This is a genomic window from Rhizobium lusitanum (genome assembly GCF_014189535.1).
GTDB lineage: Bacteria > Pseudomonadota > Alphaproteobacteria > Rhizobiales > Rhizobiaceae > Rhizobium > Rhizobium lusitanum_C.
The window spans coordinates 2,078,524-2,104,648 of the sequence record NZ_CP050308.1 but is presented as its reverse complement, the minus strand read 5'-3'; the positions used below and the strand labels follow the sequence as shown (position 1 = coordinate 2,104,648).

The window sequence follows — 26,125 nt, the reverse complement described above, 5'->3', positions numbered from 1 at the left end:
TTATCTCTTGTTTCAGATTTATCAGGCTTGATGAGAGCTTTACGGATACCCTGAAAAGCGGCAAGCGATTTCAGGGTGCTGTCTTGGCTTTGGCCTTCAGCGTCTGAGAAAGAGGTATCACGGCATGCGCCTTCGATTTTCGGTTTCACTTCTGGCAGGCATCGCGCTCGCGAGTTCGCTGCATGCGCAGGAGCTTGCCAAGATCAAGGGGGTCGTCGAGCTCTTCACGTCGCAGGGCTGTTCGTCCTGCCCGCCTGCTGATGCCGCGTTTCGCAAGCTGATCCGCCAGGGCGACGTCGTGGCGCTTGCCTATCATGTCGACTACTGGAACTATCTCGGCTGGAACGACACGATGGCGTCCAAGGACAATACGGCGCGCCAGTATGCCTATGCGCGGACGATGGGCCGCAGCGGGGTCTATACGCCGCAGGCGATCATCAATGGACGAGACCATATGAGTGGTGCCGACTTCGACGGCATCAATGTCAAGCTCGACGGCTTTCAGCACCAGGGCAAGGGCCTGACGGTCGCGGTGAGCGCCGCGATGAAGGGCGACGAGCTGGAAATCAAGATCGGTGCCGGCCAGGGCAAGGCGAATGTGGTCGTTGCCTATTTCGACAAGGAACAGCTGGTCTCCCCCAAGGGTGGCGAAAATAACGGTCAACAGATTGCCTATCTGCATGCGGTTTCGGACGTCGAGACCGTCGGCATGTGGGATGGCAAGGAAATGAATGTGGTGCTGCCCGCCAATGTCCTGGACAAGGACGGCCGGCGCGGCATGGCGGTTCTGCTGCAATCCTCCACGTCGTCGGGAGACCCGGCGGCGATCATCGGCGCGACGGTGCTGACGATTGGCTCTGACGGCTGATCAGATTTCGGTGAGGTGCCCGGCGAGGACGCATTCGGGGCTGGGGTTCGGTCGACGCGCCCCCGGCCGGGCCGTTTGGCGCGGCGGCGCCAAACAATTACCAATAATTCCGGAAATGGGGCGTCGTTTTGGCTGAAATACGGCGCCGCAGAGATGCTTTTCTCCGACGTAAAAATTTGTGAGTGACCGCCGGTCTTGCAATTTGGTGCGGCTGAGGCAAACTGTCATCCTCTTGTCATGACCAGCCCCTGGGGGATTGATGACTGATCAGCCGGATTTACGACACGGCGAAAGCCGTTCCGTCGACACCAATTCTTCCATCGTCGTTGATCTCAGGGACTATAAACAGAGCAGGGATCCGCTGCCGGTAACCTTCCATCGCAGGGAGCTGGACGCGATCCTGTGGATCTACGGCCGCATGGTCGGCGAGGGCGAGTGGCGCGACTATGCCATCGACCATCTCGGGGACAAGGCCGTCTTCTCCGTCTTCAAGCGCTGCGGCGAACTGCCGCTCTTCCGCATCGAGAAAAACCCGAAGCTTGCCGTCAAGCAGGGTGCCTTTAGCGTGGTCAACACCAATGGCATGATCCTGAAGCGCGGCCATGAGCTGAGCCAGGTGCTGAAGATTTTCGACAAGCAGCTGAAGCTGGTGGAGAAGTGATCTCGTCTGGCATCGCCGGTGATCATCGACTGGGGAACAAACGAAAAGCCCCGCCGGTGAGCGGGGCTTTGTGTAGCGACAGATAGCGCCGAAATTAGAACTTCAAGCCGACGCCCAGGTTTATCGATTGTTCGGTGAGGTCGCTCTTCACGCCCTGCAATTCCTTGCTGCCGAAATCACTGTAGCGGTATTCCGCGCGAGCGAAGATGTTGTTGGTGAAGGCATAATCGACGCCGGTGCCGGCCGTCCAGCCGTTGAAGATGACCTTGCCGTCGCCTGAACCAGGAACGTCGGCGAAGCCGCGAGCGGCGGTCCATCCGGCCGCGCCGTAGATCAGCAGGTTGTCGAAAGCATAACCGACCCTTCCGCGAACCGCGCCCGACCAATCAGTGCCGACGCTGGATGCATTGGCGACAGCCTTGTTGTTCCAGTTGTAGTCGATATTGCCGTCGATGCCGATGACGACCTTGTCGAACTGATAGTTGTATCCGAAGAAATTGCCGAAAAGGCCGCCCTTGAAGTCTTCGGATTGGTCGCCACTGCCGAACTTGAAGCTGCCCTTGGTGATCGCGCCGCCGCCGTGGACACCGAGATAGGGGCCGGACCAGGTGAAGACTGAAGCCGGAGCCGCGGCGGCAACAGGCTCCTCGGTGAGATCAGCGGCAACCGCGGAGGTCGAGGTCAGTGCAAGCAAAGCCGAAATGAGCAGATATTTCATATCTATTTCCTTCTATAATTCATATGTGCCAATGCGATGCCCACGAGCCGCAGCGTGCGGCCCTGCCTCAATGCGAGGGAAAACGAATCTCTGAACAAGTCGGGAAATCGGCGGTTAGGGGAACGTTATCGCAGCCAAAATAGCGAATCGAATATTGCGGTGGCTGCTTTAATGTTGAGAAATGTTGCGGAGCGCATCCGATCGCAATTGGCTCTTCTCCGAGGGAAAAGCAGAGGCTGCCTTACTCGCTGAACATCGTCCCCGGATAGGCCGAGGGATCGGGGTCCGTTTCAGCCCCTTCGCCGAGCGCCTTCTGCATCAGCATCGTATCCAGCCAGCGGCCGTGCTTGTAGCCCGTCCCTTTCAGCAGGCCGGTCTCCGCGAAGCCGGCGGCACGGTGAACGGCGATGGAGGCGGGTGCAGCACCGCCGATGACGGCGATCATCTGGCGAAAGCCGAGGGCTTCGCAGGTTTCTATCAGGTTTGCCAGCAGGAGCTTGCCGAGGCCGCGACCCCGTGCTTCCGGGGCAAGGTAGATCGAATCCTCGACCATCCAGCGATAGGCCGGCCGTGTGCGGAAGGCAGACGCATAGGCATAGCCGAGAAGCTTGCCGCCCTCGTCCTCGGCGACGATATAGGGATAGCCCTTGTTCCGGATCGCCTGGAAGCGGCTTGCCATCTCGTCCTCGTCCGGCGGGATGATCTCATAGCTTGCCGTGCCGTTCAGAACAGCGTCGCAATAGATGGCGGTAATCTGGGGGAGGTCGTTCGGGGCGGCCTGGCGAAGGCGGAAGGACATCTGGTTTTACTGCCTGATCTGCGATTTGGAGACGCCGATATAAAATCGCGCGCAGAGATAAGGCAAACAGAAAAGGCGGCCGGAGCCGCCTTTTCGAACTTTCATTCACGTCACTGCGATTATTTACGGTTGCCCATGAACTGCAGCAGGAACATGAAGAGGTTGATGAAGTCGAGGTAGAGCGACAGGGCGCCCATGATCGCCTTGCGGCCGGCCACGGCCGCGTCGTCGGCTTCATAATACATGCTCTTGATCCGCTGCGTATCGTAGGCGGTCAGGCCTGCGAAGATCAGTACGCCGATCACCGAGATAGCGAACTGCATGGCGGACGAAGCCAGGAATATGTTGACGATCGATGCGATGATCAGGCCGAAGAGGCCCATCATCAGGAACGAACCCATCGCCGACAGGTCACGCTTGGTCGTGTAGCCGTAGAGCGACAGCGCGCCGAACGAGGCGGCGGTCACGAAGAAGGTCTGCACGACGCTCTGGCCGGTGTAGATGATGAAGATCGACGACAGCGACAGGCCCACCAGCGCGGCGTAGACCCAGAAGGTCGTCGTCGCGGCGGCCACGCTCATGCGGTTGATCCTGAAGCTCAGGAAGAACACCATCGCCAGCGGAGCGAAGATAACCACCCACTTCAGCGGGCTCTGGTAGATCGCCTGGCCGAAGGCCGTGATCTGGCCGCCGGAGAAGGAGAGCGAGAATGCGAAATAGGCGGCCAGACCCGTGATCGCCAGACCCAGCGCCATCAGGTTGTAGACCTTGAGCATGTAAGCTCGAAGGCCCTCATCTATCATCGCACCGGTCTGCGCGCCTGCTTGCGGCGTCCGGTTTTGGTAATTGCGAAAGTCAGCCATGTTTTCCTCTTTTAAGCTCCGATATGATTACGGTGTCGGGCGATTTCGTCCCAGGCGCCGCTGCGGAGCTTCAGCATGCCTGCTAAGAATATGAGGCTTTCAAGCCCTTTACACAAGACCCAAGCGGCTGGGGCGGGGTTAAATCGATGTAATATCGGGCCGTTTCGCGGTGAAGAGGGACGGCCCGATCTGGGTTCATAGCTCCCGCAGAACGGGCGCCGCCTTCTGGCCGAGCACGCGCCAGGTACCGATAAGGCCGATGCCCACCGTCAGCAGCAGCGCGATGGCGAGGGTCGAAAAGGCGACGTCGGGGAGGAAGCTCGACGGCAGGCGCATGATGCGGCTGACGACATACCAGGCAGCCGTCGAGCCGGCCAGAAGCGCAAAGATGGCGGTGGCCGCCCCGAGGATCAGATATTCGTAGCTGAAGGCGCGGATCAGCATGGCCCGCGTGGCACCGAGCGTCTTCAGCACGACCGCATCATGCGTACGAGCGCGATTGCCTGCCGCCAGCGCGCCGGCAAGCACCAGCACGGAGGCGATGAGCGCGACGGAGGCTGCGGCGCGGATGGCGGTGGCAAGCTGGCCGACCAGCGTGTTGACGATATCGAGCGCATCCTTGACGCGGATGCTGGTGATCGTCGGATAGGTGTTGGTGACGTTCTTCAGGATCGCGGCTTCCTGTGCCGAGGTGGCGGAAGGATCGGTCAGGGTCGCGAGCCAGGCATGTGGCGCGCCCTTGAATGTGTTGGGTGAGAAGATCATGACGAAGTTGATCGATAGCGACTGCCATTGGATCTTGCGGAAGCTGGCGACCTTGGCCGTTACGTTGCGGCCGAGCACGTTGACGGTCAGCTTGTCGCCAAGCTTCAGGCCGAGCGCCTTGCCTTCTTCGTCCGAGAAAGAGACAAGCGGTTCGCCGCTATAGTCCTTGCCCCACCACTGCCCTTCCGTGAGAGCGGCGCTCTCGGGCATGGTTTCGGCATAGGTGATGCCGCGGTCGCCGCGCAGCACCCATTGGCCGGCGGCCGGCACGTTCATCTTGGTGACGTCTTCGCCGTTGAAGGCGACGATGCGGCCCCGCAGCATCGGTGCTTCCACGAGCTTACCCTCAGGCGCCTGGGCCTGAACGACCTTGCGGAAGCCGTCGAGCTCAGAGCTTTGGATATCGACGAAGAAGAAATTCGGCGCCTGCTCGCTCAAGCGCCCGGTCAGCTCCTGGCGCATATTGCCGTCGATCAGCGTCAGCGTCACCAGAAGCGCAAGGCCGAGGCCGAGCGATAGGACGACGGAGGCGGTCAGTGCGCCCGGTCGATGGATGTTGCCGATCGCCAGCCGTAGGGCCGGCGAGTGCACGCGCGGGCTGCGGCGGGCAAGCCATGACAGCAGTGCCGCGACGGCGCGGAGCACGACGAAGGCAACTGCGATCGAGACGATGAAGACGACGGCGATGCGGCGGTCATAGGCGGTGTAGATCGCAAGTGCTGCCAATGCCGCCATCAGCAGGCCGGCGGCGAGCAGATAGGGCCAGCCGGGCAGGCGGCGCGCCTCGAAACCTTGCTCCCGGAAAAGTGCTGTCGCCGGCACTTCGCGGGCATGACCGAGCGGCGGAATGGCGAAGGCGAGCGTCGTCAGCAGGCCGAAGAGGGCAGCCAGCGCCAGCGGGCCGGGATAAAGCTGCGGCGCGGTGGAGATCGGCAGGAATTCGGCCATGAATTGTGACGTCAGCATCGGCGCGATGGCGCCGAACACCAGGCCGATGACGATGCCGGCGAGCGCGATCAGGGCGATCTGGATCAGATAGATCATCACCACGACGGAGGCTGGTGCGCCAAGGCACTTGAAGGTGGCGATGGTGGTGCGCTTGGCGTCGAGGAAGGCGCGCACGGCGTTGGCAACGCCGACACCGCCGACGATCAGGGCAGTGAGGCCGACCAGCGTCAGGAATTGCGAGAAACGGGTGATGTTGTCGGCAAGCGCCGGCGCGGCCCGGTTGCTGGTCTGGACCGACCAGCCGGCCTGCGGAAAGGCGGCATTGGCGCGGGTGGTGATATCGCGCAGGCCGCCCGCGGGATCGTCCATGCGGATCTTGTAGATCTGTTCGACCAGGCTGCCGGTGGTGATCAGTCCGGAAGCTTGCAAGGCCTCGCGGCTGGTGAGCAGTCGCGGGGCGAAGCCAAAACCTTCCGAGACCGAATCCGGCTCGGTCTTCACCGTGCCTGTAACCCGGAGCTTCGTATTGCCGAGCAGCAGTTCGCTGCCGATCTTCAGGTTCAGTCGTTCCAGAAGCAGGGGCGCGAGGATGGCGCCATAGGTTCCATCCTTGGCGGCAAGCAGCGTCGACAGCGGCTGGTCCGGATCGGCCGCGAAGGTGCCGTAGAGCGGATAGGCGCCGTCGACCGCCTTGACCTGGACGAGCGCCTGGTCGGAGCCATCGGGCAGGCGGGCCATGGAGCGCAGGCCGGTGGAGCGAGAGGTCTGGCCGAGGCTTTCGAGATAGGCCAGTTCATCCGGCCTTGCCTCACGATTGTTGAGCTCGAAGCGGACGTCGCCGGCAAGCAGCGACTGGCCCTGGGTCGAGATCGCATCGGTGATCGACTGCGAGACGGAGTTGACGGCGGCAATCGCGCCGGTGCCAAGCGCGATACAGGCCAGGAAGATGTAGAAGCCGCCGAGGCCGCCGCGCAATTCGCGTAGCGCCAGGCGGAAGGCAAGCGTGAAGCGTGCGCCTGCCACCGTCATGCTATCGCCGCCTGGCTGGTCCGCGCATGGGCGCTGTCGCCCTCGATTTCGCCGGAGCGGACGCGGATCTGGCGGGAGCAGCGGGCGGCAAGCGCCGGATCGTGGGTGACGAGCAACAGCGTCGTGCCGCGCTCGGCTTGCTGGGCGAATAGGAGGTCGGAGATCTGCCGTCCGGTATCGGTATCGAGATTGCCGGTCGGCTCGTCGGCGATCAGCAAGGCCGGCGAGGGAGCGAGCGCGCGGGCAATCGCCACGCGCTGCTGTTCGCCGCCCGAAAGCTGGCCGGGATAATGGCTCAACCGCTCACCGAGGCCGACGGCCTGCAATTCGCGCCGGGCGATATCGAAGGCGTCGCGAACATTGGCGAGCTCCAGCGGCACGGCGACGTTTTCGAGCGCCGTCATATTGGCGATGAGATGGAAGGACTGGAAGACGATGCCGATATTGCGGCCACGGAAATCGGCAACGCGATCCTCGCTCAGGCTGTGCAACGGCATATCGCGGATCAGCAGTTCGCCACTATCGAGCTTCTCCAGGCCGGCCAGCACCATCAGTAGCGTCGACTTGCCGGAGCCGGAGGGGCCGATGATGCCAACGGACTCACCTTCCGCAACCGTGAGGTCGATGCCTTTCAGCACATGGACGGAGGCGGCGGCATTGCCGAGCGTCAAATCCGCTTTCTTCAACTCGATGATGGTTTTTGCCAATGCGGGACGCCCTATATACATCTGAGACCATGGCGGGCGCGATTTGGCCCGCGCAGCGAATTTAGGGAATGGATCATGAGTTTTAAAGCTGTCGCGTTTCACTTCGCTGTCATTGCTTTCGGCCTTTTGTTTGGCGCGGCGAGTGCGGCCGAGGCGCGGACCATCCAATTGGTCGGTTTCGGCGACAGCCTGATGGCCGGTTATCAGCTGCCGCCGGGCGACGGATTTCCGGCCAAGCTGGAGGCGGCGCTGAAGGCAAAGGGGCTGGACGTGGCGATCAACGATGCCGGCGTCTCCGGCGACACCACGTCGGGCGGGTTGTCGCGTATCGACTGGTCGGTGCCGGACGGGACCGATGGCGTCATCCTCGAACTCGGGGCCAACGACGCGCTGCGTGGCATTCCGCCGGAGCAGACGGAAAAGAACCTGGACGCCATCATTGCCAGGCTGAAGGAGCGCAACATTCCTGTCCTGCTCGCCGGAATGCTGGCGCCGCCGAACATGGGTCCGGACTATGCGGCCAAATTCAATCCGATCTACCAGCGGCTTGCCGACAAATATAAGCTCCCGCTCTATCCGTTTTTTCTCGATGGCGTCGCAACCCACGCGGATTTGCAATTGAGCGATGGCATGCATCCGACCTCAAAGGGCGTCGACGTGATGGTGCAGGGCTTCCAGCCCGCGGCTGCCAGTTTCATAGGGACGATTGCCGCAGCTGCGAAATAGGTGCTTGCACCGGCCGCAAATGCGTGATTCCCTGCTTATACCTGCAAGAGATTCGGGGAGTGCTCGTGATGCCGAGACTTTTTACCGCCCTCGAAATTCCGCGCAACGCGGCCATGAGCCTTTCGTTGTTGCGCGGCGGTCTTCCCGGTGCCAGGTGGATCGACGTTGAAAATTATCACATCACCCTTCGTTTCATCGGCGATGTCGATGGACGCACGGCGGATGAGATCGTCGACCGTCTGGACCGTATAGACCGGCCGGAATTCCAGCTTCGGCTGGAAGGTATCGGCTCTTTCGGTTCCAAGAAACCACATTCGGTCTGGGCCGGCGTCACGCAGACGCCCGACATGTACGCCCTGCAAGGCGAGATCGAGCGAATCTGCCAGCGTATCGGCCTGCCGCCGGATCCGCGCAAGTTTACGCCGCATGTGACGCTCGCCCGCCTGAAATCCTCGCGCGTCGATGATGTCGTGCACTATCTCTCCGGACGCGGCGACTTCCACACCTCGCCGTTCACGGCGGGTCGCTTCGTGCTGTTGTCATCGCGCGAATCGGTCGGCGGCGGCCCCTACCTCACCGAAGAGGTCTTCCCGCTTCATGAGGCCCGCAGCGCCTTCCCCAGTGTGGGAAGCAGCGCGCTGCAGCCCGCCAAGAGCATGGTGTAGACCGCCTCGAAACCTTCGTGGCCACCGTAGTAGGGATCGGGAATGTCCTTGCTGTTGCCGAGTGCGAGGGCGTTGAAGAGATGTAGCTTGCCGAGCGCATCGGCAGGCGCGATCTTGCGCAAATTCTTCAAATTGTCTTGATCCATTGCGAGGATCAGGTCGAACCGATCGAAGTCGGTGGCTTCGATGCGGCGTGCGCGTTGGCCGGAAATATCAACGCCGTGACCTCCGGCCGCGGCAATCGAGCGGCGGTCCGGCCTTTCTCCCTGATGCCAGCCGCCGATGCCGGCCGAATCGACTTCGAACGCGGCGCTGCGACCGGCTTCGCTCGCAAGATGCCGGAAAATACCTTCGGCAAGCGGTGAGCGACAGATATTGCCGGCGCAAACAAACAGAATCCTGAAGCGGTCCATGATATCCTTCAACCGATCGAGAGGAGTGACCTTGTCATGAAATACGAAAAGCTGGAACCGGGCGCAATCGATGAAACCGTCGCTGGCCTTGGTGGATGGACATTGGCGGCCGATCGCCTGTCGATTTCAAAGAGCTACAAATTCCGAAATTTCATCGAAGCTTTTGGTTTCATGACCGAAGCGGCCCTGACGGCGGAGAAACTCAACCATCATCCGGAATGGTTTAATGTCTATTCGCGTGTCGACGTGACATTGACGACCCATGATGCCAAGGGGTTGACCGATCATGACGTCAAGCTGGCAAAAGCGATGGAAAAGGCCGCGGCGCGGCGGGTCGATTGAATCGCGTGGCGCGATCACCATATGTTTATGCGCCCGGGAAACGGGGTTTCGATGGAGTGCGTGGAATGGATGACATCAAGTATGGGGAAATCCTGATGCCTGGTGACGAAGAGACCCAGCAGCGGCAGGAGAAGTCGGTGCGCGGCAAGTTCTGGCCGACCTTGCGCAAGGCTGCGCGGTATATCCCGTTTTCCCGCGATGTCGTCGCGGCTTTCTACTGTGCGCTCGATACGCAGACGCCGACGCGCGTTCGCGGCGTCCTTCTGGCCGCTCTCGGCTATTTCGTCATGCCGATCGACATCATCCCAGACTTCTTCGCCGTCATCGGCTATTCGGACGATGCCGCGGTTCTGGCGCTTGCCTTCAGCATGGTCAGGGGCCACATCCGCCAAGAGCATTATGACGCCGCCGACCGGGCTTTGGCCAACGAAGTTGCGGCGGCCAAGACGGCTTGATTCCCGCCCGGCTGCAAGCTTTGGAAATCCTGACGGGTTTCCAGACCTTCATGAGATCCTCCTGATTTTAGAGAGGACAAATTCTTGCCTGAATCTTTCTGTCTTAAATCGTTCCCACAGGATGGTGTTCCGCCATCCGGGTTTTCCAATTCTTCCTGATGCATTTTCAGGCCTGACGCAGCGTTTGGGTTGAAATAGCACAGATTAGGGGCGCTTATTGCTCCGTTGACGGTTTGGTAACCTGAATAAAGACAAAATAGAGCAGCTCATGAGCATAGGCAGGCGTGCGTACTCAAATCGCCTCGAGCTCTGGACCGCAAGAAATCGGCAGGAAACCATGTTTGTAAAAAGCTTCGCAATCGCCCTCTCGCTCGTTCTCGCCGGCACCGGCATTGCCTCCGCGCAGACCAAGAAGCAGGCGCCCGCTCAGGCGCAGGCGGGGACACAGGCGGCTCCGACGCGCATCCAGCAATTCGATGCCTGGGGCGCCTATTCCTACCAGTCCGGCGCCGGCAAGGTCTGCTACGTTCTTTCCGTGCCGACGACCAAGATGCCGGCCACGGGTATCGATCACGGCGACAACTTCTTCATCGTTTCCCAGCGTCCGGGCCAGAATATCTCCTATGAGCCGCAGGCGATGATGGGCTATCCGCTCAAGGACAATTCCAAGGTTGACGTCATCATTGACAACAAGACCTTCGTGCTGTTCACCAAGGACAAGGCTGCTTGGGTCGAGAATGCCGCGCAGGAGCCGGCGCTGGTCGCAGCACTCAAGTCCGGCCATTCGCTGAAGGTCACCGCGACCTCGAAGCGGGGCACCCCCACCACCTACACCTATTCGCTGAAGGGCGTTACCGCAGCGCTCAAGCAGATCGAAAACTGCAAATAGGATCGATGATGCCGCGATCACACCGAAGTGATTGCGGGTTCTATCGAGACCGAAGTGATAAGGCTGGCCCGGGTGGCTGGCCTTTTGCTTTTTCAAGAGGGATGACGCGGACTGAAATTAATGCTAAAGGCCGCCCCAACAAGCGGTGTGTTTTGCAAGTTTCTTGCCCGCATCGAGATGAACCTTCTGATTTCAGTGCCTTGCCCGCGCCCGCAGCTTTCCAGCTTTTGGGGGCATCGCCGATATGAACCATTGGAATATCCTATGTCCGCCATCGATGTCATGACCCCATCCAAGCTCAAGCCGATGCCCGTATCGCAGCCGGTCGAGCTTTCGCCGAAACCGTCGCTGATCGGCCTGACGCGCGAGGAAATGGGGGCGGCTCTCAAGGAAAAGGGTGTCGCCGACAAGCAAGTCAAGATGCGTGTCAGCCAGCTCTGGAACTGGATCTATGTGCGCGGCGTCTCGGATTTCGACGCCATGGCGAACGTCTCCAAGGACATGCGCGAAATGCTGAAGACGCATTTCACCATTGCTCGTCCGGAGATCGTCGAGGAGCAGGTCTCCAATGACGGCACCCGCAAGTGGCTGCTGCGCTTCCCGCCACGGGGTGCCGGCCGTCCCGTCGAGGTCGAAACCGTCTATATCCCGGAAGAAGGGCGCGGGACGCTTTGCGTTTCCAGCCAGGTCGGCTGTACGCTCACCTGCTCCTTCTGTCATACCGGCACGCAGCGCCTGGTGCGCAACCTGACGGCGGAAGAGATCCTGTCGCAGTTGCTGCTCGCGCGCGACCGGCTCGGCGATTTTCCGGACCGCGAAGCGCCGCAGAGCACGATCATGCCGGCGGAAGGCCGCAAGGTCAGCAACATGGTCATGATGGGCATGGGTGAACCGCTCTACAATTTCGAAAGCGTCAAGACGGCGCTGCTGATCGCCTCCGACGGCGATGGCCTGTCGCTGTCGAAGCGCCGCATCACGCTGTCTACCTCCGGCGTCGTGCCAGAAATTTACCGCACCGGCGATGAGATCGGCGTCATGCTGGCAATCTCGCTGCATGCGGTGCGCGACGACCTGCGCGACATGCTGGTGCCGATCAACAAGAAATATCCGCTGAAGGAATTGATGGACGCCTGCCGCTCCTATCCCGGCGTTTCCAATGCACGGCGCATCACCTTCGAATATGTGATGCTGAAGGGCGTCAACGACAGTCTTGAGGACGCCAAGGGGCTGATCCAGCTGCTGAAGGGCATCCCTTCGAAGATCAACCTCATCCCCTTCAATCCCTGGCCGGGCACGAACTACCAGTGTTCGGACTGGGAACAGATCGAGAAATTCGCTGATTTCATCAATGCGGCCGGTTACGCCTCGCCGATCCGCACGCCGCGCGGCCGCGACATTCTCGCCGCCTGCGGCCAGTTGAAGTCGGATTCGGAGCGCATGCGCAAGACCGAGCGGCTGGCCTTTGAAGCCATGATGATCGCCAATCACGGCGAGGATTGAGATCGATGCTTCTCGTGTTGCGCAGGCCGATACGGCTCCTGTGGGGCTATCTCGGCGCCTGCGTCATGATGGGCTTCGTGCTGGCCTGCGTCGCCGCCTGGACGATGCCGGGGACGGGCGGCCCGGAGCTCATCGCGCTCACCATCGCCTTGACCAAGCTCGCGATGATCGTCAGCATCCTGCCGTCGCTTGTCGTCATTCCGGTTTTCGAATGGCGCGGCATGCGTCGCTGGTACGGCTATGCGGTCTATGGCGCCTTACTGTCGGCGGTAGCATCCGTCCTGATTTCGGGCAGCGCGGAACGGCCGCAGCCCTTCAACCTGATCACCGTCGTCATCTGCTTTGCTTTTCTCGGAGCAACCAGCGCCACCGTCTATTGGTGGATCGCCGGGCGTTTCGCCGGTAGCGTGATCAACGCGCCTGCGTGAGGAAAATCTTCGCCGCGAAGATCGAAAAGACGCCGGCGAATGTATAGTCAAGGCCGCGCAGGACTCGGCGGTTGTTCTGCAGCCAGGACGACAGCTTGTCGGCGGCGAGAACGACGATGATGTTCACCGGCACGCCGACGACGATGAAGAAAAATCCCAGGAATAGCAGCTTATGCGTGACGGCCGGGTCGCCCGCCGTGACGAACTGCGGCAGGAAGGTCATGAAGAAGATTATGACCTTCGGGTTCAGCAGATTGACCCAGAAACCGTTGGCGATGTTGGAGAGCGGTGTTTTCCTGGCCGCGTCGACCTGCATGACCGACAGGCTGGAGCCGAAGCGGATCGCCTGGATCGCCAGCCACAGCAGATAGGCGGCGCCGCCGGTTTTGAGCATGGTGAAGGCAACAGGCGATGCCGTTATCAGCGCCGAGATGCCAAAGGCTACCAGGCATGTGTGAACGACGACGCCGAGGGTGGTGCCGAGGACCACGAAGAGTGCGGCCCTTTTCCCCTGGGCCAAGGCGCGGCTGATCGAGAGCGTCATGTCCGGGCCGGGGGTCATCGCGAGAAGCAAGGTCGCGGCGGTAAAGGCGAGCAGGGTCGACAGGCTGGGTAGGAAATCCATGAGGGCAGCTCCGAAGGCCGGATAAGAGGATCAGCGTTTTCTATCCGGCTTTCGAGGATTTGCAAATCAATCCTTCTTTTCCAGGAAAGCCTTGAACGTGTCGGCATAATCAGGATGCCAGCGCGACAGCGGCGGACGGTTTTCGACGATATCGCCGGCAGCCCAGAGCATGCGGCGCTCGTCGGTCGGCCGTGCTACGTCATTGTCCGGGCAGAGGATGTAGAAATCGCCGCGCTTCAGGCTTTCCACCATGAAATTGACCGTCTGCTCCGCCGTCCAGGCGGCAGCCGGCTTTTGCCTGCGGTCGCCCTGGGTCAGGCCGGTGAAGACGAAACCGGGGATCAGCAGATGCGCGGAGATCTTCCCGCCTTCGGTGTTGCGCAGCTCATGCTGCAGCGCCTCGGTGAAGACCTTCACGCCGGCCTTGGAGACATTGTAGGCCGGGTTGCCGGGCGGCGTGGTGATACCTTGCTTCGAGCCGGTATTGATGATCAGTCCGGGCTCGCCATGGGCCAGCATGGCGGGTCCGAAGACACGCGTGCCGTTGATGACGGCGAGGAGATTGACGCCGAGAATAGCGTCCCAGCCGGCCTGCGGGCTGAAGATCGAGGTTTCCGGCCCGATGCCGGCATTGTTCATCAGCACATGCACCCGGCCGAAGCGTTGCAGGACGGCGCGCTCGAGAGCTTCCAGCGCCTCTTTCTGGGCAACGTCTGTTTCGACGGCCATGACATGCTCTTCGCCGGCGATGGCTTCAAGCTCAGCACGCGCATCCGCCAACCGGTCACCACCGAGATCGGCAATGGCGACGCTCATGCCGAGGTTTGCGAAATATTTCGCCGCGGCAAGGCCGATGCCGGAGGCGCCGCCGGTGATGACGGCAACATTGGATTTTTTGAAAATGTCTTGAATATCGGTCACGGGCAGGGTCCTCCCTAGGCATTGTTCGTTCGCCGCCGAATATGGTACTTTCGGGAACCAAGTCAAACGGCCGGAGGTCGCACCCGTGACAAAGCATGTGTCCGTAGAGATCGATGAGCAGATGGACGCGTTCATCGGCGAGCAGATCAGCCATGGCAATTACGGCTCGCCGAGCGAGGTTATCGATGCCGCGCTGAAACTATTCCGCACGAGGGCCGAAATAGAAGCTATTGCGGCTGCAATCGCTGAGGGCGAGGCGTCGGGCGAGCCGGAGGAGTTCGACGGTGAAGCGTTTCTGACGGAGTTGCATCGCAAGTATGTCCGCTAAAAGCCGATCCTATAAGCTCTTGCCGAAAGCGCGACAGGATTTGGATGCTATTTGGCGATATACATTTGAGACATGGTCTCTTCAGCAGGCAAATACTTACTACACTGAGTTGATTGGTTGTTTTCCGGACTTGGCAGCCGGAACAGCACGCGGTCGCAAAGTCGGTGGCATAAAACCTGAATATCTCGCCTTGGCCCACGGGTCACATTTCATCATCTACAAAGACGGCGCTCAAACCGTCACGATCATCCGTATCCTGCATCGGCGGATGAATGTCGGCGCTCATCTCTGACCTTACTCGGTTATGCGTCGCGCCGCACTTCCCCTTGCACCTTGCGATAATCTCGCTAAAAGTGCCGCGACATAGGGTTTGCGGGCCTCTCCGCAGGCTCGCATTGAAACGGATCTTATCATCATGGCATCACATAAAGACGTGAAGAAAGTCGTTCTCGCCTATTCGGGCGGTCTCGACACCTCGATTATCCTGAAGTGGCTGCAGACGGAGCTTGGCGCCGAAGTCGTCACCTTCACCGCCGATCTCGGCCAGGGCGAAGAGCTTGAGCCGGCGCGCAAGAAGGCCGAAATGCTCGGCATCAAGGAAATCTATATCGAGGATGTGCGCGAAGAATTCGTGCGCGATTTCGTCTTCCCGATGTTCCGCGCCAATGCCGTTTATGAAGGCGTCTACCTGCTCGGCACGTCGATTGCCCGTCCGCTGATCTCCAAGCACCTGATCGAGATCGCCAGGAAGACCGGCGCCGATGCGATTGCTCACGGCGCGACCGGCAAGGGCAACGACCAGGTCCGTTTCGAACTGTCGGCCTATGCGCTGAACCCGGACATCAAGATCATCGCGCCGTGGCGCGACTGGTCGTTCAAGAGCCGCACCGACTTGCTCGCATTCGCCGAAGAGCACCAGATCCCGGTTGCCAAGGACAAGAAGGGCGAAGCGCCGTTCTCCGTCGACGCCAATCTTCTGCACTCCTCGTCCGAGGGCAAGGTTCTGGAAGATCCGTCGCAGGAAGCGCCGGAATATGTGCACATGCGCACGATTTCGCCGGAAGCTGCTCCCGACAAGGCGACCATCATCAAGGTCGGCTTCGAGAAGGGTGATGCCGTCTCGATCAATGGCGAGCGCCTGAGCCCGGCGACGCTGCTGGCAAAGCTCAATGATTACGGTCGCGACAACGGCATTGGCCGCCTCGATCTCGTCGAGAACCGTTTCGTTGGCATGAAGTCGCGTGGCGTCTACGAGACCCCGGGCGGCACGATCCTGCTCGCCGCGCACCGCGCCATCGAATCGATCACGCTCGATCGTGGTGCCGCGCACCTCAAGGACGAGCTGATGCCGCGTTACGCGGAACTGATCTATTACGGCTTCTGGTTCTCGCCGGAGCGCGAAATGCTGCAGGCCCTGATCGACAAGAGCCAGGAGCATGTCGAAGGTGAAGTGACGCTGAAGCTCTACAAGGGCAATGTCATGACCATCGGTCGCGAAAGCCCGAAGTCGCTCTATTCCGACAAGCTGGTCACCTTCGAAGACGACCAGGGCGCTTACGACCAAAAGGACGCGGCCGGCTTCATCAAACTCAACGCGCTGCGCCTGCGCACGCTCGCCAAGCGCAACCTGACCAAGTAATCAGATTTTCAAAACTTATAGCCCGCTTCCGATTGTCGGAGGCGGGCTTTTTCTTCTCAGGCTTCGCGACGCGCCGGATTTATTCCGCCGGCCTCAATTCACGTTCCATCTCGACCGGCATATCCGCATTCTGCAGATTGCTGCGGAAGACGCGGAGCGCGTGATGCAGTTCGTCCTGCAGGCCGTGATTGAAACCTTGCACCGCATCGCGTTCCACCGCACAGATCTCCCTGCCGATCTGTTTCAGCTTCGCGTCGGCGGTTTCCGACAACACGATGCGCTTGGCGCGGCGGTCGAGGGGGTCTGGCTGTCGCTCGATTAGGCCGCGTGCCTGCAACTTGTCGAGGAAGGCGCTGACCGTCATCGGCTCCAGCCCCATGCGAGAGGCGATGTCAAGCTGTCGGCTGCCATTGACGGCGGCCACCTGAATCAGTGTTCGTGCTTCGCCCGCTGTGAGGCCAAGTCCCGCGACCAGAATGCGCCGCTCGAAAGCCGTTCGCATCAATCGGGCGCAATCCGCTACCAAAAAGGCAAGCGAATCCGTATCTATCCTGCTGCTCATAAGCGCTTCCCTACCTACGCTTGTTTTTAGGCCCCGGTAAATTCTTAGTGATATCGCCCCTTAAATTCAATGGATTCTTTATTTTATACGCCACTCGGTTGGCTTGACCCGATTCGCCTTGTCGCTAGTCTGTCATGGTTGCCATCGGGAACTTTCAATATGACGCAATCACTTATCGTCGGCGCTTTTCTGGCGGCTTTGTTCTATGTGCTGATTCCGGGTCCGGCTTTTCTGGCGCTTCTCGGTATCGGTGCCGGGCAGGGCCGCAAGGCCGGTGCCTTCTTCATGAGCGGCCATCTCGTCGGAGATCTGATATGGTCATCACTCGCCTTGATTGCAATTGTTGGCGCAAAAACTCTCGGCACATTTGTCTTCGATCTGCTCGGATTGCTCTGTGGTTTTTATCTCGCCTGGATCGGCTGGAGTGCCGTGACCGCCAAGCCGAGGTCGGATGGCAAGACGCTGCTCAACGTCGACCGCCCGTTCCGTCGCGGCCTGATTTTCGGCGTCACCAATCCAAAGGGATATCCGGTGGCGCTGGCGACCTTTACCGCGCTGGTGGCGGGGTCTGCCGGGGCATTGACGTTCAGCGCGCTCCCCTTGCTGGTTACCGTTTCTCTTGCCGGCTTCATCACCGCCGACATCATCCTGATCGGCATCATCGGCGCGAGCGTCGTCCGGCGTTTCTATCGCGCTCACGAGCGAATGATCGTGCGTTGTTCCGGCGTGCTCTTCATGGGCTTTGCAGCACAGGCGCTGTGGCACGCGACGCCCGGCCTGCTCGGCTGGCGCAAGGCCTGACAATTTCTCAATCTTTGTTCCGCCTCCGCCATACCAATCCGGCGGATCGGGCCTTATATCGTGCTTCGATCAGAAGTTTGCCGAAAGGATGTCTCGCATGTCTTCCCACGCCGCCGTCAATCCCGCGCTCGTCGAATGGACCGGACATCAGGGCTTGCCACGTTTCGATGCGGTGAAAGACGCCGATTTCGCGCCCGCCTTTGATGCCGCCCTCGCCTCCCACGAGACGGAGATCGAAGCGATCGCCAACAATGGCGAGGCCCCGACCTTCGCCAACACCGTCACCGCGCTCGAGATTGCCGGCGATCCACTGTCGCGGGTTTCCGCGCTGTTCTGGAACAAGGCCGGTGCGCATACGAATGAGGTGATCCAGACCCTGGAGCGCCAGATCGCGCCGAAGATATCGAGGCATTATTCGAAGATCGGCATGAATGTGGCACTTTTCGCCCGCATCGATTCGCTCTGGGAAGGGCGCGACGATCTCGGCCTGACGCTGGAAGAGACCCGCGTTCTGGAACGCCATTGGAAGGGTTTCGTCAAGTCGGGCGCCAAGCTGCCGAAGCCTGAGCAGGAACGGCTTGCAACGATCAACGAGACGCTGGCGGGCCTCGGCGCGCAGTTCGGGCAGAATGTCCTTGGCGATGAAAAGAGCTGGGCGTTGATCCTTTCCGAAGAAGCCGATCTTGCCGGCCTGCCCGATTATCTTAAGGATGCGATGGCGGCGGCGGCGCGGGAACGCGGCGAAGAGGGCAAATATGCCGTCACCCTTTCGCGCTCGATTATCGAGCCTTTCCTGACCGCTTCCGAACGTCGCGATTTGCGGGAACAGGCCTTCAAGGCCTGGGTGGCGCGCGGCGAAAATGGCGGCGAGACCGACAATCGCAAGATCATCCGCGAGACGCTAGCGCTGAGGGCCGAAAAGGCCAAGCTGCTTGGCTACGCCAATTTTGCCGAACTCAAGCTCGACAACACCATGGCGAAGACGCCGGAGGCGGTGAACGATCTCTTGAAGGCTGTCTGGGCTAAGGCGCGGCGCGTGCCGGCGAGGAAGAGGCCGATATCGCCGCATTGATTTCGCAGGAGGGCCGTAATCATGAGGTCATGCCCTGGGACTGGCGGCATTATGCCGAGAAGATCCGGACGCAGAAGTTCGATTTTTCCGAGGCGGAGCTGAAGCCCTATCTGCAGCTCGAAAAGATCATCGCCGCCTGCTTCGATGTCGCTGGGCGTCTTTTCGGCATCCATGCCGTCGAGCAGAAGGGCGTTCCCGCCTATCACCCCGATGTCCGCGTCTTCGAAATCCGCGATGGTTCCGACAGGCTGGTGGCACTGTTCCTCGGCGATTATTTCGCCCGCAGTTCGAAGCGCTCCGGTGCCTGGATGAGCTCGTTCCAGTCGCAGCATAAATTGTCGCTGCCGAACGGCGATGTCGGCGAGCTGCCGATCATCTACAACGTCTGCAATTTCGCCAAGCCCGCGGAAGGCAAGCCGGCGCTGCTATCGCTCGATGATGCCCGCACGCTGTTCCACGAATTCGGCCATGCGCTGCACGGCATGCTCTCCAACGTCACCTATCCCTCGGTTGCGGGCACCGGCGTGTCCCGCGATTTCGTCGAACTGCCGTCGCAGCTCTATGAGCATTGGCTGACCGTGCCGGCGATCCTCAAGCAATATGCCGTGCATTACGAGACCGGCGCGCCGATCCCGCAGGCGCTGCTCGACAAGGTTCTCGCCGCCCGCACCTTCAATGCCGGCTTCAACACCGTGGAATTCACCTCGTCGGCATTGGTCGACATGGCCTTCCACACGCGTGGTGCCGTCGAAGACCCGATGGCGGTACAGGCCGAGGTGCTGTCGGAAATCGGGATGCCGAAATCGATCGTCATGCGCCACGCGACGCCACACTTCCAGCACGTCTTCGCCGGCGACGGCTATTCGGCCGGCTATTATTCCTACATGTGGTCGGAGGTACTCGACGCCGACGCCTTCTCCGCCTTCGAGGAAACCGGCGACGCCTTCAACGCGGAGATGGCCGAGAAACTCAAGGCCAACATCTATTCCGTCGGCGGCTCGATCGACCCGGAAGACGCCTACAAGGCTTTCCGCGGCAAGCTGCCGAGCCCGGATGCGATGCTGAGGAAGAAGGGGCTGGCGGCCTGATCTTTGCTGTCGGGCGTAGCCCCATTCCGCGCAAGATGATAGGCGTTTGAAGCGCCTATCATCTCTGTGCCATTCACGACGACCAATCTCCCTTTTCGATCGCCGGGTTAGTCCCGGCGAGATTACGACGCATGCGAAGCAGATATTCAGTACGATTGAACGGATCGGGGCCAGAGCGCCGGCGCGACCGCTGCGAGCCAGCCGCTGGGGCATAATGGTCAAAGGACGTTTCCATGGTCCCCATGCCGCTCGTCAGCCCTGGAACCTGGTGCTGGATGCTTTGGATCATCGCAGACGCTATCGTGCCTTCCAGTCGGACCACCCCATTGGCAATCACGGAATCCTTCGTGGATGCACCGGATTTCGCAAGCAAGGTGAGCAGGCCGTTCAACGTCGCCGCAGGAGCTTCAACGTAAAAGCGGTCGACCGGTTCACATACAACGGTTTGCGCGGCCGATAGAGCCGTTGCCAGCACCAGAGGGGTCAATTGCCGGAAGTCAGCGGCGGTGCTCGTCGGGGAACTCTGCCGGGCCGAGGTCATAGCCACATGGCAATCGATGATCTGCCAGCCGAGGATACCCTGCTTCAGCGTTTCGAATACGGTTTCCTCGACCGCCCGGTAGAAGCTTGCAGGCATCTGACCCAAGTCCACTTCCAGCGCGAAGCTGTTGCCCGCCCCTTCCGGTCGCGGTTCAACACGCAGTCCAACGGTCGCGATAAATGGATTCGGCTCCTTGAAGATGATTTCGAGGCCGGTCCCGCTTCCGACGAGCCTTTCCACGCAGATGACCGTGCTCGCCTCAAACATTGCCTCAAGACCGAAGTCCGTCAGCAGGGTCGACTGGATGACTTCCTTTTGCACTTCGCCATAGAGCGACACGAAGACTTCGTTCGCATCCTCGTTTCTGCGCAGATTGATCAGGGGATCCTGTTCGGCCAACTGGTTCAGCGCCAACCAGAGCGCCGCATTGTCGGAGGGCCGCTTGGCTCGGACGCAGGTTTCAAGGGTCGGTGGGGCAAACTGGTGCCGACCAGCCGAGAGCAGGTCGGTTCCCACCATGTCGCCTGTCCTGGCACTGCCAAGTCCACTGATGCGGGCGATCTGCCCAGCGCGGAGGCTGGCAACGGTATCAATACGGCCGGCTTCGAAAACATGAATTCCGGTTACCCTCGCCGGGCCTTTGGGCAAGTTCAGATATTGTCGGAGCTGGATCGTGCCGGATTTCAGGTCGATATAGGACAGTTTTTCGCCGCCCCATCCGCGCTCGATTTTGAAGATTTTTCCGACGACCGGGCCGTCCGGGTCGAGCCGACGGTGGGGGAGGATTGTCGCAATGGCCGATGCCAGGGCAGGCACGCCAACGCCGGTCGTTGCGGCTCCCGCAAATGCCGGATGCACCAGGCCTTTGGCGACCTGGTCGGCCAGGCAACGTCCAAGCCTTTCGGTGCTTAGACGATCAGGGGCCAGGACATAGTCGCCCAGCAGCGCGTCGTCGTTTTCCGCCAGTGTTTCGCATAAGGTCGTGAAAACTGGTTCACCTCCGAGGTCGACTGCCTCGACCCGGGCAAGTTTGCTGCCGGCATCGATGACGGCCGACATGGCGATGGGCCGAACAGGCAGTTGGTTGGCAATGGCCTCCAGCACCTCATCATAGCGCGCGCCGAGGCGATCGACCTTATTAATGAAGAACAGGAACGGGACGGAAAGACGTTGCAGCGCCCGCACCAGCACGCGCGTCTGCGCTTGCACGCCTTCGACCGCCGAAACAACGACCACTGCTGCGTCCAGCAATCCAAGCACCCGCTCGACCTCAGCAATGAAGTCAGGGTGACCGGGCGTGTCGATGAGATTGACGACGGTATTGCCGATGGTGAAAGACACGACGGCAGCCCTGATAGTGATGCCACGTTGCCGTTCGAGTTCGAGGCTATCCGTTTGTGTACTACCGGTATCGACGCTGCCAAGCTTGTCGATGATGCCAGTATCAAAAAGCAGCCGTTCGGTAAGGCTAGTCTTGCCTGCGTCTACATGGGCCAGGATGCCCAGATTCAAAGTGCGCATGAACCCTCAACTTCTCAGAATTTCGAATGTGATTTTCGTGAGAAGTGAATCGGCGCATTGGAACCTCTACATGCTGGTAGCTACGGCTTGATGCGGAACCCTCTGTGGTTTTACAGAGACGCAAGCCAAACTCTAGAGACGTATCCGAAGGTATGTCAAGCAAGGCCATCTCGCTGCTTTGTAGCCGTTGCCAACTGGTCGCAGTTACTATCGGCGAGCGCGAGATTGATGTATTCGTGACGCGCAAAAGCAGGCTCGCCATTGCTTTCTCGCCTCCCCCCCTTTCGCAAACGCGAAAAAAAGGGTAAGAGCGCGCCAAACGTAATTGGCGTGTTTACTTTATAGTGCGCCCCAGCCCCAGAGATATAACATTATGAAACTCCGCAACATCGCGATCATCGCGCACGTTGACCATGGGAAAACCACCCTCGTTGACGAGCTTCTGAAGCAGTCCGGCTCCTTCCGCGAGAACCAGCGCACCGTTGAGCGCATGATGGATTCCAACGATCTGGAAAAAGAGCGTGGTATCACCATTCTCGCCAAGGCGACCTCCGTCGTATGGAAGGGCGTTCGCGTCAACATCGTCGACACGCCAGGCCACGCCGACTTCGGCGGTGAAGTCGAGCGCATCCTGTCGATGGTCGATGGCGCCATCGTGCTGGTCGATTCCTCGGAAGGCCCGATGCCGCAGACCAAGTTCGTGGTCGGCAAGGCGCTGAAAGTCGGCCTTCGCCCGATCGTTGCGATCAACAAGATCGACCGTCCGGACGCTCGCCACGAAGAAGTCATCAACGAAGTCTTCGATCTCTTCGCAGCACTGGACGCTACCGACGAGCAGCTCGATTTCCCGATCCTTTACGGTTCGGGCCGCGCCGGCTGGATGAACTATTCGCCGGAAGGCCCCACTGAGGATGGCCTTGGCCCGCTTCTCGATCTCGTGCTGAAGCATGTGCCGGAGCCGAGTGTCGGCGAAGAAGATGGCGCATTCCGCATGATCGGCACGCTTCTCGAAGCCAACCCCTTCCTCGGCCGTCTCATCACTGGCCGCATTCATTCCGGCTCGATCAAGCCGAACCAGGCCGTCAAGGTTCTGGGCCAGGACGGCAAGCCGATCGAGACCGGCCGCATTTCCAAGATCCTCGCCTTCCGCGGCATCGAGCGTACGCCTATCGATGAAGCTCATGCCGGCGATATCGTCGCCATCGCCGGCCTGTCCAAGGGTACCGTCGCCGACACGTTCTGCGATCCGTCCGTCACCGAGGCGCTGCACGCCCAGCCGATCGATCCGCCGACCGTCACCATGTCCTTTATCGTCAATGACAGCCCGCTGGCTGGCACCGAAGGCGACAAGGTTACCTCGCGCGTCATTCGTGATCGCCTGTTCAAGGAAGCCGAAGGCAACGTTGCGCTGAAGATCGAAGAAGCCGAAGGCAAGGACTCGTTCTACGTCTCCGGCCGCGGCGAATTGCAGCTCGCCGTTCTGATCGAAACCATGCGCCGTGAAGGCTTCGAGCTTGCCGTTTCGCGTCCGCGCGTCGTCATGCACAAGGACGAAGCCACTGGCCTGATGCTGGAGCCGATCGAAGAAGTCGTCATCGACGTCGACGAAGAGCATTCGGGTGTCGTCGTGCAGAAGATGTCTGAGCGTAAGGCCGAAATGGTCGAGCTTCGTCCATCCGGCGGCAATCGCCTGCGCCTGAAATTCTTCGCGCCGACCCGCGGTCTCATCGGCTATCAGTCGGAACTGCTGACGGATACGCGCGGCACGGCGATCATGAACCGCTTGTTCCACGACTATCAGCCTTTCAAGGGCGCGATCGGCGGCCGCTCCAACGGCGTCCTGCTCTCCAACGCATCCGGCGAAGCCGTCGCCTACGCGATGTTCAACCTGGAAGACCGTGGCCCGATGATCATCGATCCGGGTGAAAAGGTTTATGCCGGCATGATTATCGGCATCCACACACGCGACAACGACCTTGAAGTCAACGTCCTCAAGGGCAAGCAGCTGACCAACATCCGCTCGGTCAACAAGGACGAGGCCGTCAAGCTGACGCCGCCGATCCGCATGACGCTCGATCGCGCGCTGTCCTGGATCCAGGACGACGAACTGATGGAAGTCACGCCGAAGTCGATCCGCCTGCGCAAGATGTACCTCGACCCGAACGAGCGCAAGCGCTTCGAAAAGTCTCGCTCCGCATAATAAAGCGAGCTGTATCGCTTTGAATCAATCAACCCCGGCCTTTGTGCCGGGGTTTTATTTTGTGTGTTCGATTTTTGGACCCTTGTGGCAAAGGTTAAAAAGGCGTTAATTTTCAGCAGTCGTCCACGGATAAAGGCTGTGGGCAAGTCGGCCGTCTTCGTAAATGAGGATGGTTAATTTGGGCTGGCGAGACCAGAGTAAACGTTATGAAGACGTTGTCGATTGATGTTCGGCGGGCAGAACCGCATGATGCCCGAGCCATATCGGAGGTGCACCGCCAGTCGTGGCAGTACACCTATTCCGGCATCATTCCGCATCGCGCGCTGAGCCAGATGATCGAACGGCGCGGTGAAAGCTGGTGGCGCAAGGCGACCAGCGGCCCGGCAACGCTTCTGGTTCTCGATGTCGCCGGCGAGATTGCCGGCTATGCGACCCTCGGCCTCAATCGCGCCCGCGCGCTGCCGCAGGAAGGCGAGATCTACGAACTCTATCTTCGTCCGGAATATCAGGGCATTGGCCTTGGCCGGCTGCTGTTCGGCGAGGCGCGCCGGCTGCTGAAGTCGCTCGGCTGCAAGGGTCTTGTCGTCTGGTGCCTTGAGGAAAACGAGAATGCCGACCGCTTCTATCGCGGCCAGGGTGGTGCGGATTTCTGCGAGGGCGTCGAGACCTTCGACCGCAAGCAGATCAAGAAGATCGGCTTCGTTTGGTCTTGATGAGGCCGCGTTGCGCTGGCTACGATCCCCGATAAAATCCCGCACTCTACCAATGCATTGTTGCGTTGCAGAATGATTCCGATTATCTGGCTTGCGGTAACCATCCTTAATATTTAGGGGACATGCATGCGCATCGACGCGATTTCCATTGGCAAGAACCCGCCCGAAGACGTCAACGTCATCGTTGAAGTTCCGGTCGGCGGTCACCCGATCAAGTACGAAATGGACAAGGAGGCCGGCACGCTGGTCGTCGACCGTTTCCTCTACACGCCGATGACCTATCCGGGCAATTACGGCTTTGTCCCCCACACGCTTTCCGAAGACGGCGACCCGATCGACGTGCTGATCGCCAGCACCCGTCCGCTGGTGCCGGGCTGCGTCATCAATGTTCGCCCGATCGGCGTGCTGAAAATGGAAGATAATTCCGGCAAGGACGAAAAAATCATTGCCGTTCCCTCGCCGAAGCTGACGCTGCGTTACGAGAAGGTCAAGGAACATACCGACCTGCCGGAGATCACGCTGAAGCAGATCGAGCATTTCTTCGCGCACTACAAGGATCTGGAGCCCGGCAAGTGGGTGAAGATCTATGGCTGGGGCGGCTCCAAGGAAGCTGGTGAGCTCATTCTTGAAGCCATTGAGCGCGCCAAGAAGGCGAAGTGATCAGTCCTTCACTATAGCGTTCAGCCTGCCTATCAAGTCCTCCGGGTCGCCATCGATCCGGAGGATTTTTTTGCGTGCGGTGTCGCCGGAAATCAGGTTGAGCGAGGATTTTGGCATGCCGATGCTCTTGGCCAGCAGGGCGATCAGCGCCTTGTTGGCCTTGCCTTTTTCCGGCACGGCAGACACGCGGGCCTTGAGATAGGCCTCGCCATCGGCACCAGTCTCGATGCCATCGACGGCGTCACGCCCGCCATTGGGCGTGAGCCGGACCGATAGTCTCACATGATCGGCAAAAGCCTGCCAGGCGTCGTTCACCGAACGAAGAGCGGGTACAGCGAATTCCACATCAGCGAGCGGACGAAGAAGATGAGCAGAAGCAGGATGATCGGCGAAATATCGATGCCGCCGAGATTGGGCAGCACGCGACGGATCGGGCGCAGCGCCGGTTCAGTGACTGCGTACAGGAAGCTTCCGACCGAGTTGACGAACTGATTGCTCGAATTAATGACGTTAAAAGCATAGAGCCAAGAGAAAATGGCGCTGGCGATCAGCACCCAGGTATAAAGATTCAAAGCCAGATCAATGGTTTGAAATAAGGCGAGCATGTCCGTCTCCATTTCGTGGTTGACAGACATGTAGACATTGGCGACTTAACGAGCAAGCCCCATGCTTTGACAC

Annotated in this window: 28 protein-coding genes and 1 pseudogene; 17 read left to right on the top strand and 12 right to left on the bottom strand. The window is 60.1% G+C overall.

Annotated elements, in window-relative coordinates; all coding sequences use genetic code 11:
• The first annotated feature begins 124 nt into the window (after positions 1 to 124).
• Positions 125 to 868 (top strand): DUF1223 domain-containing protein, encoded by a 744-nt coding sequence (locus HB780_RS23965; protein WP_183689854.1) that lies wholly within the window; start codon positions 125 to 127, stop codon positions 866 to 868.
• Positions 869 to 1,127: 259 nt separating this feature from the next.
• Positions 1,128 to 1,529: a DUF2794 domain-containing protein gene (locus HB780_RS23960; RefSeq protein ID WP_183689853.1), complete on the top strand. Its 402-nt coding sequence runs from the start codon at positions 1,128 to 1,130 to the stop codon at positions 1,527 to 1,529.
• A 94-nt stretch (positions 1,530 to 1,623) separates the two neighbouring features.
• On the opposite strand, the gene HB780_RS23955 is transcribed toward HB780_RS23960, so the two are convergent.
• The 5 genes from HB780_RS23955 to HB780_RS23935 all read right to left on the bottom strand — a co-directional run bounded on the left by HB780_RS23955 (position 1,624) and on the right by HB780_RS23935 (position 7,358).
• Positions 1,624 to 2,247: an outer membrane protein gene (locus tag HB780_RS23955; RefSeq protein WP_183689852.1), complete on the bottom strand. Its 624-nt coding sequence runs from the start codon at positions 2,245 to 2,247 to the stop codon at positions 1,624 to 1,626.
• Between the two features lie 241 nt (positions 2,248 to 2,488).
• Positions 2,489 to 3,046 carry a GNAT family N-acetyltransferase gene (locus tag HB780_RS23950; protein ID WP_183689851.1) on the bottom strand — a complete coding sequence of 186 codons (558 nt, stop codon included), beginning with the start codon at positions 3,044 to 3,046 and terminating at the stop codon, positions 2,489 to 2,491.
• A gap of 119 nt (positions 3,047 to 3,165) precedes the next feature.
• On the bottom strand, positions 3,166 to 3,909 hold the full coding sequence (locus tag HB780_RS23945) for a Bax inhibitor-1/YccA family protein (protein WP_183689850.1): 744 nt from the start codon (positions 3,907 to 3,909) through the stop codon (positions 3,166 to 3,168).
• Between the two features lie 195 nt (positions 3,910 to 4,104).
• Complete coding sequence (locus HB780_RS23940) at positions 4,105 to 6,651, bottom strand: ABC transporter permease (RefSeq protein ID WP_183689849.1); 2,547 nt, start codon at positions 6,649 to 6,651, stop codon at positions 4,105 to 4,107.
• Entirely contained in the window at positions 6,648 to 7,358 is a 711-nt protein-coding gene (locus tag HB780_RS23935; protein WP_183689848.1) for an ABC transporter ATP-binding protein, read from the bottom strand. The genes HB780_RS23940 and HB780_RS23935 overlap by 4 nt, the downstream gene beginning before the upstream one ends.
• A gap of 75 nt (positions 7,359 to 7,433) precedes the next feature.
• Here HB780_RS23935 and HB780_RS23930 point away from each other — a divergent pair, with 75 nt between their 5' ends.
• Both HB780_RS23930 and thpR read left to right on the top strand, forming a co-directional pair.
• Positions 7,434 to 8,084: an arylesterase gene (locus HB780_RS23930; protein WP_183689847.1), complete on the top strand. Its 651-nt coding sequence runs from the start codon at positions 7,434 to 7,436 to the stop codon at positions 8,082 to 8,084.
• A gap of 68 nt (positions 8,085 to 8,152) precedes the next feature.
• Positions 8,153 to 8,749, top strand: coding sequence for an RNA 2',3'-cyclic phosphodiesterase (thpR, locus tag HB780_RS23925; RefSeq protein WP_183689846.1), 597 nt, complete (start codon positions 8,153 to 8,155; stop codon positions 8,747 to 8,749).
• Here the strand turns inward: thpR and HB780_RS23920 are convergent.
• Positions 8,680 to 9,162: a low molecular weight protein-tyrosine-phosphatase gene (locus HB780_RS23920; protein ID WP_183689845.1), complete on the bottom strand. Its 483-nt coding sequence runs from the start codon at positions 9,160 to 9,162 to the stop codon at positions 8,680 to 8,682. The two genes, thpR and HB780_RS23920, sit on opposite strands and share 70 nt — an antisense overlap.
• A gap of 36 nt (positions 9,163 to 9,198) precedes the next feature.
• Between HB780_RS23920 and HB780_RS23915 the strand changes: the two genes are divergently transcribed.
• The 5 genes from HB780_RS23915 to HB780_RS23895 all read left to right on the top strand — a co-directional run bounded on the left by HB780_RS23915 (position 9,199) and on the right by HB780_RS23895 (position 12,776).
• Positions 9,199 to 9,504, top strand: coding sequence for a 4a-hydroxytetrahydrobiopterin dehydratase (locus HB780_RS23915; RefSeq protein WP_183689844.1), 306 nt, complete (start codon positions 9,199 to 9,201; stop codon positions 9,502 to 9,504).
• A gap of 65 nt (positions 9,505 to 9,569) precedes the next feature.
• Positions 9,570 to 9,959: a YkvA family protein gene (locus tag HB780_RS23910; protein ID WP_183689843.1), complete on the top strand. Its 390-nt coding sequence runs from the start codon at positions 9,570 to 9,572 to the stop codon at positions 9,957 to 9,959.
• Positions 9,960 to 10,296: 337 nt separating this feature from the next.
• Positions 10,297 to 10,848, top strand: coding sequence for an invasion associated locus B family protein (locus HB780_RS23905; protein ID WP_183689842.1), 552 nt, complete (start codon positions 10,297 to 10,299; stop codon positions 10,846 to 10,848).
• Between the two features lie 264 nt (positions 10,849 to 11,112).
• Positions 11,113 to 12,348: a dual-specificity RNA methyltransferase RlmN gene (gene rlmN, locus HB780_RS23900; RefSeq protein ID WP_183689841.1), complete on the top strand. Its 1,236-nt coding sequence runs from the start codon at positions 11,113 to 11,115 to the stop codon at positions 12,346 to 12,348.
• Positions 12,349 to 12,353: 5 nt separating this feature from the next.
• The gene (locus tag HB780_RS23895; protein WP_183689840.1) at positions 12,354 to 12,776 is read left to right on the top strand and encodes a hypothetical protein; all 423 of its coding nucleotides are present in this window, start codon (positions 12,354 to 12,356) and stop codon (positions 12,774 to 12,776) included.
• Here HB780_RS23895 and HB780_RS23890 read toward each other — a convergent pair.
• Together HB780_RS23890 and HB780_RS23885 are read right to left on the bottom strand one after the other, a co-directional pair.
• Positions 12,760 to 13,401, bottom strand: coding sequence for a LysE family translocator (locus HB780_RS23890; RefSeq protein WP_183689839.1), 642 nt, complete (start codon positions 13,399 to 13,401; stop codon positions 12,760 to 12,762). The two genes, HB780_RS23895 and HB780_RS23890, sit on opposite strands and share 17 nt — an antisense overlap.
• 66 nt (positions 13,402 to 13,467) lie before the next feature.
• A complete protein-coding gene (locus HB780_RS23885) occupies positions 13,468 to 14,322 on the bottom strand; it encodes an SDR family NAD(P)-dependent oxidoreductase (protein ID WP_183689838.1) in 855 nt (284 codons plus the stop codon).
• Between the two features lie 85 nt (positions 14,323 to 14,407).
• Here HB780_RS23885 and HB780_RS23880 point away from each other — a divergent pair, with 85 nt between their 5' ends.
• The 3 genes from HB780_RS23880 to HB780_RS23870 all read left to right on the top strand — a co-directional run bounded on the left by HB780_RS23880 (position 14,408) and on the right by HB780_RS23870 (position 16,289).
• Positions 14,408 to 14,650 carry a type II toxin-antitoxin system ParD family antitoxin gene (locus tag HB780_RS23880; RefSeq protein WP_183689837.1) on the top strand — a complete coding sequence of 81 codons (243 nt, stop codon included), beginning with the start codon at positions 14,408 to 14,410 and terminating at the stop codon, positions 14,648 to 14,650.
• The gene (locus tag HB780_RS23875) at positions 14,640 to 14,942 is read left to right on the top strand and encodes a type II toxin-antitoxin system RelE/ParE family toxin (RefSeq protein ID WP_183689836.1); all 303 of its coding nucleotides are present in this window, start codon (positions 14,640 to 14,642) and stop codon (positions 14,940 to 14,942) included. Before HB780_RS23880 ends, HB780_RS23875 begins: the two co-directional genes overlap by 11 nt.
• 123 nt (positions 14,943 to 15,065) lie before the next feature.
• Complete coding sequence (locus HB780_RS23870; protein WP_183689835.1) at positions 15,066 to 16,289, top strand: argininosuccinate synthase; 1,224 nt, start codon at positions 15,066 to 15,068, stop codon at positions 16,287 to 16,289.
• Positions 16,290 to 16,368: 79 nt separating this feature from the next.
• On the opposite strand, the gene HB780_RS23865 is transcribed toward HB780_RS23870, so the two are convergent.
• Positions 16,369 to 16,851 (bottom strand): MarR family winged helix-turn-helix transcriptional regulator, encoded by a 483-nt coding sequence (locus HB780_RS23865; RefSeq protein WP_183689834.1) that lies wholly within the window; start codon positions 16,849 to 16,851, stop codon positions 16,369 to 16,371.
• 159 nt (positions 16,852 to 17,010) lie between these two features.
• Between HB780_RS23865 and HB780_RS23860 the strand changes: the two genes are divergently transcribed.
• The gene (locus HB780_RS23860; RefSeq protein WP_183689833.1) at positions 17,011 to 17,652 is read left to right on the top strand and encodes a LysE family translocator; all 642 of its coding nucleotides are present in this window, start codon (positions 17,011 to 17,013) and stop codon (positions 17,650 to 17,652) included.
• Between the two features lie 97 nt (positions 17,653 to 17,749).
• A pseudogene (locus HB780_RS23855) lies at positions 17,750 to 19,812 on the top strand (M3 family metallopeptidase).
• Between the two features lie 73 nt (positions 19,813 to 19,885).
• On the opposite strand, the gene HB780_RS23850 reads toward HB780_RS23855, so the two are convergent.
• Positions 19,886 to 21,874: an elongation factor G gene (locus HB780_RS23850; RefSeq protein ID WP_183689832.1), complete on the bottom strand. Its 1,989-nt coding sequence runs from the start codon at positions 21,872 to 21,874 to the stop codon at positions 19,886 to 19,888.
• Positions 21,875 to 22,247: 373 nt separating this feature from the next.
• Here HB780_RS23850 and typA point away from each other — a divergent pair, with 373 nt between their 5' ends.
• From typA to ppa, 3 genes are all read left to right on the top strand, one after another.
• Positions 22,248 to 24,074 carry a translational GTPase TypA gene (gene typA, locus HB780_RS23845; RefSeq protein ID WP_183689831.1) on the top strand — a complete coding sequence of 609 codons (1,827 nt, stop codon included), beginning with the start codon at positions 22,248 to 22,250 and terminating at the stop codon, positions 24,072 to 24,074.
• A 206-nt stretch (positions 24,075 to 24,280) separates the two neighbouring features.
• Positions 24,281 to 24,787: a GNAT family N-acetyltransferase gene (locus tag HB780_RS23840; protein WP_183689830.1), complete on the top strand. Its 507-nt coding sequence runs from the start codon at positions 24,281 to 24,283 to the stop codon at positions 24,785 to 24,787.
• A gap of 126 nt (positions 24,788 to 24,913) precedes the next feature.
• Complete coding sequence (gene ppa, locus HB780_RS23835; protein ID WP_047466137.1) at positions 24,914 to 25,447, top strand: inorganic diphosphatase; 534 nt, start codon at positions 24,914 to 24,916, stop codon at positions 25,445 to 25,447.
• Here the strand turns inward: ppa and HB780_RS23830 are convergent, their stop codons facing one another.
• Both HB780_RS23830 and HB780_RS23825 read right to left on the bottom strand, forming a co-directional pair.
• Positions 25,448 to 25,762: a DUF167 domain-containing protein gene (locus tag HB780_RS23830; protein ID WP_183689829.1), complete on the bottom strand. Its 315-nt coding sequence runs from the start codon at positions 25,760 to 25,762 to the stop codon at positions 25,448 to 25,450.
• Positions 25,759 to 26,082: a YggT family protein gene (locus tag HB780_RS23825; RefSeq protein WP_042471625.1), complete on the bottom strand. Its 324-nt coding sequence runs from the start codon at positions 26,080 to 26,082 to the stop codon at positions 25,759 to 25,761. Before HB780_RS23825 ends, HB780_RS23830 begins: the two co-directional genes overlap by 4 nt.
• Positions 26,083 to 26,125 lie beyond the last annotated feature (43 nt).

Coding starts and splice junctions, on each gene's coding strand:
- HB780_RS23930 (WP_183689847.1), top strand. CDS start 7,434: ATGAGTTTTAAAGCTGTCGCGTTTCACTTCGCTGTCATTGCTTTCGGC.
- HB780_RS23860 (WP_183689833.1), top strand. CDS start 17,011: ATGACGCAATCACTTATCGTCGGCGCTTTTCTGGCGGCTTTGTTCTAT.
- HB780_RS23955 (WP_183689852.1), bottom strand. CDS start 2,247: ATGAAATATCTGCTCATTTCGGCTTTGCTTGCACTGACCTCGACCTCC.
- typA (WP_183689831.1), top strand. CDS start 22,248: ATGAAACTCCGCAACATCGCGATCATCGCGCACGTTGACCATGGGAAA.
- HB780_RS23875 (WP_183689836.1), top strand. CDS start 14,640: ATGTCCGCTAAAAGCCGATCCTATAAGCTCTTGCCGAAAGCGCGACAG.
- HB780_RS23950 (WP_183689851.1), bottom strand. CDS start 3,046: ATGTCCTTCCGCCTTCGCCAGGCCGCCCCGAACGACCTCCCCCAGATT.
- ppa (WP_047466137.1), top strand. CDS start 24,914: ATGCGCATCGACGCGATTTCCATTGGCAAGAACCCGCCCGAAGACGTC.
- HB780_RS23910 (WP_183689843.1), top strand. CDS start 9,570: ATGGATGACATCAAGTATGGGGAAATCCTGATGCCTGGTGACGAAGAG.
- HB780_RS23960 (WP_183689853.1), top strand. CDS start 1,128: ATGACTGATCAGCCGGATTTACGACACGGCGAAAGCCGTTCCGTCGAC.
- HB780_RS23920 (WP_183689845.1), bottom strand. CDS start 9,162: ATGGACCGCTTCAGGATTCTGTTTGTTTGCGCCGGCAATATCTGTCGC.
- HB780_RS23965 (WP_183689854.1), top strand. CDS start 125: ATGCGCCTTCGATTTTCGGTTTCACTTCTGGCAGGCATCGCGCTCGCG.
- HB780_RS23850 (WP_183689832.1), bottom strand. CDS start 21,874: ATGCGCACTTTGAATCTGGGCATCCTGGCCCATGTAGACGCAGGCAAG.
- HB780_RS23825 (WP_042471625.1), bottom strand. CDS start 26,082: ATGTCTGTCAACCACGAAATGGAGACGGACATGCTCGCCTTATTTCAA.
- rlmN (WP_183689841.1), top strand. CDS start 11,113: ATGTCCGCCATCGATGTCATGACCCCATCCAAGCTCAAGCCGATGCCC.
- HB780_RS23870 (WP_183689835.1), top strand. CDS start 15,066: ATGGCATCACATAAAGACGTGAAGAAAGTCGTTCTCGCCTATTCGGGC.
- HB780_RS23895 (WP_183689840.1), top strand. CDS start 12,354: ATGCTTCTCGTGTTGCGCAGGCCGATACGGCTCCTGTGGGGCTATCTC.
- HB780_RS23840 (WP_183689830.1), top strand. CDS start 24,281: ATGAAGACGTTGTCGATTGATGTTCGGCGGGCAGAACCGCATGATGCC.
- HB780_RS23940 (WP_183689849.1), bottom strand. CDS start 6,651: ATGACGGTGGCAGGCGCACGCTTCACGCTTGCCTTCCGCCTGGCGCTA.
- HB780_RS23865 (WP_183689834.1), bottom strand. CDS start 16,851: ATGAGCAGCAGGATAGATACGGATTCGCTTGCCTTTTTGGTAGCGGAT.
- HB780_RS23890 (WP_183689839.1), bottom strand. CDS start 13,401: ATGGATTTCCTACCCAGCCTGTCGACCCTGCTCGCCTTTACCGCCGCG.
- HB780_RS23945 (WP_183689850.1), bottom strand. CDS start 3,909: ATGGCTGACTTTCGCAATTACCAAAACCGGACGCCGCAAGCAGGCGCG.
- HB780_RS23915 (WP_183689844.1), top strand. CDS start 9,199: ATGAAATACGAAAAGCTGGAACCGGGCGCAATCGATGAAACCGTCGCT.
- HB780_RS23905 (WP_183689842.1), top strand. CDS start 10,297: ATGTTTGTAAAAAGCTTCGCAATCGCCCTCTCGCTCGTTCTCGCCGGC.
- thpR (WP_183689846.1), top strand. CDS start 8,153: ATGCCGAGACTTTTTACCGCCCTCGAAATTCCGCGCAACGCGGCCATG.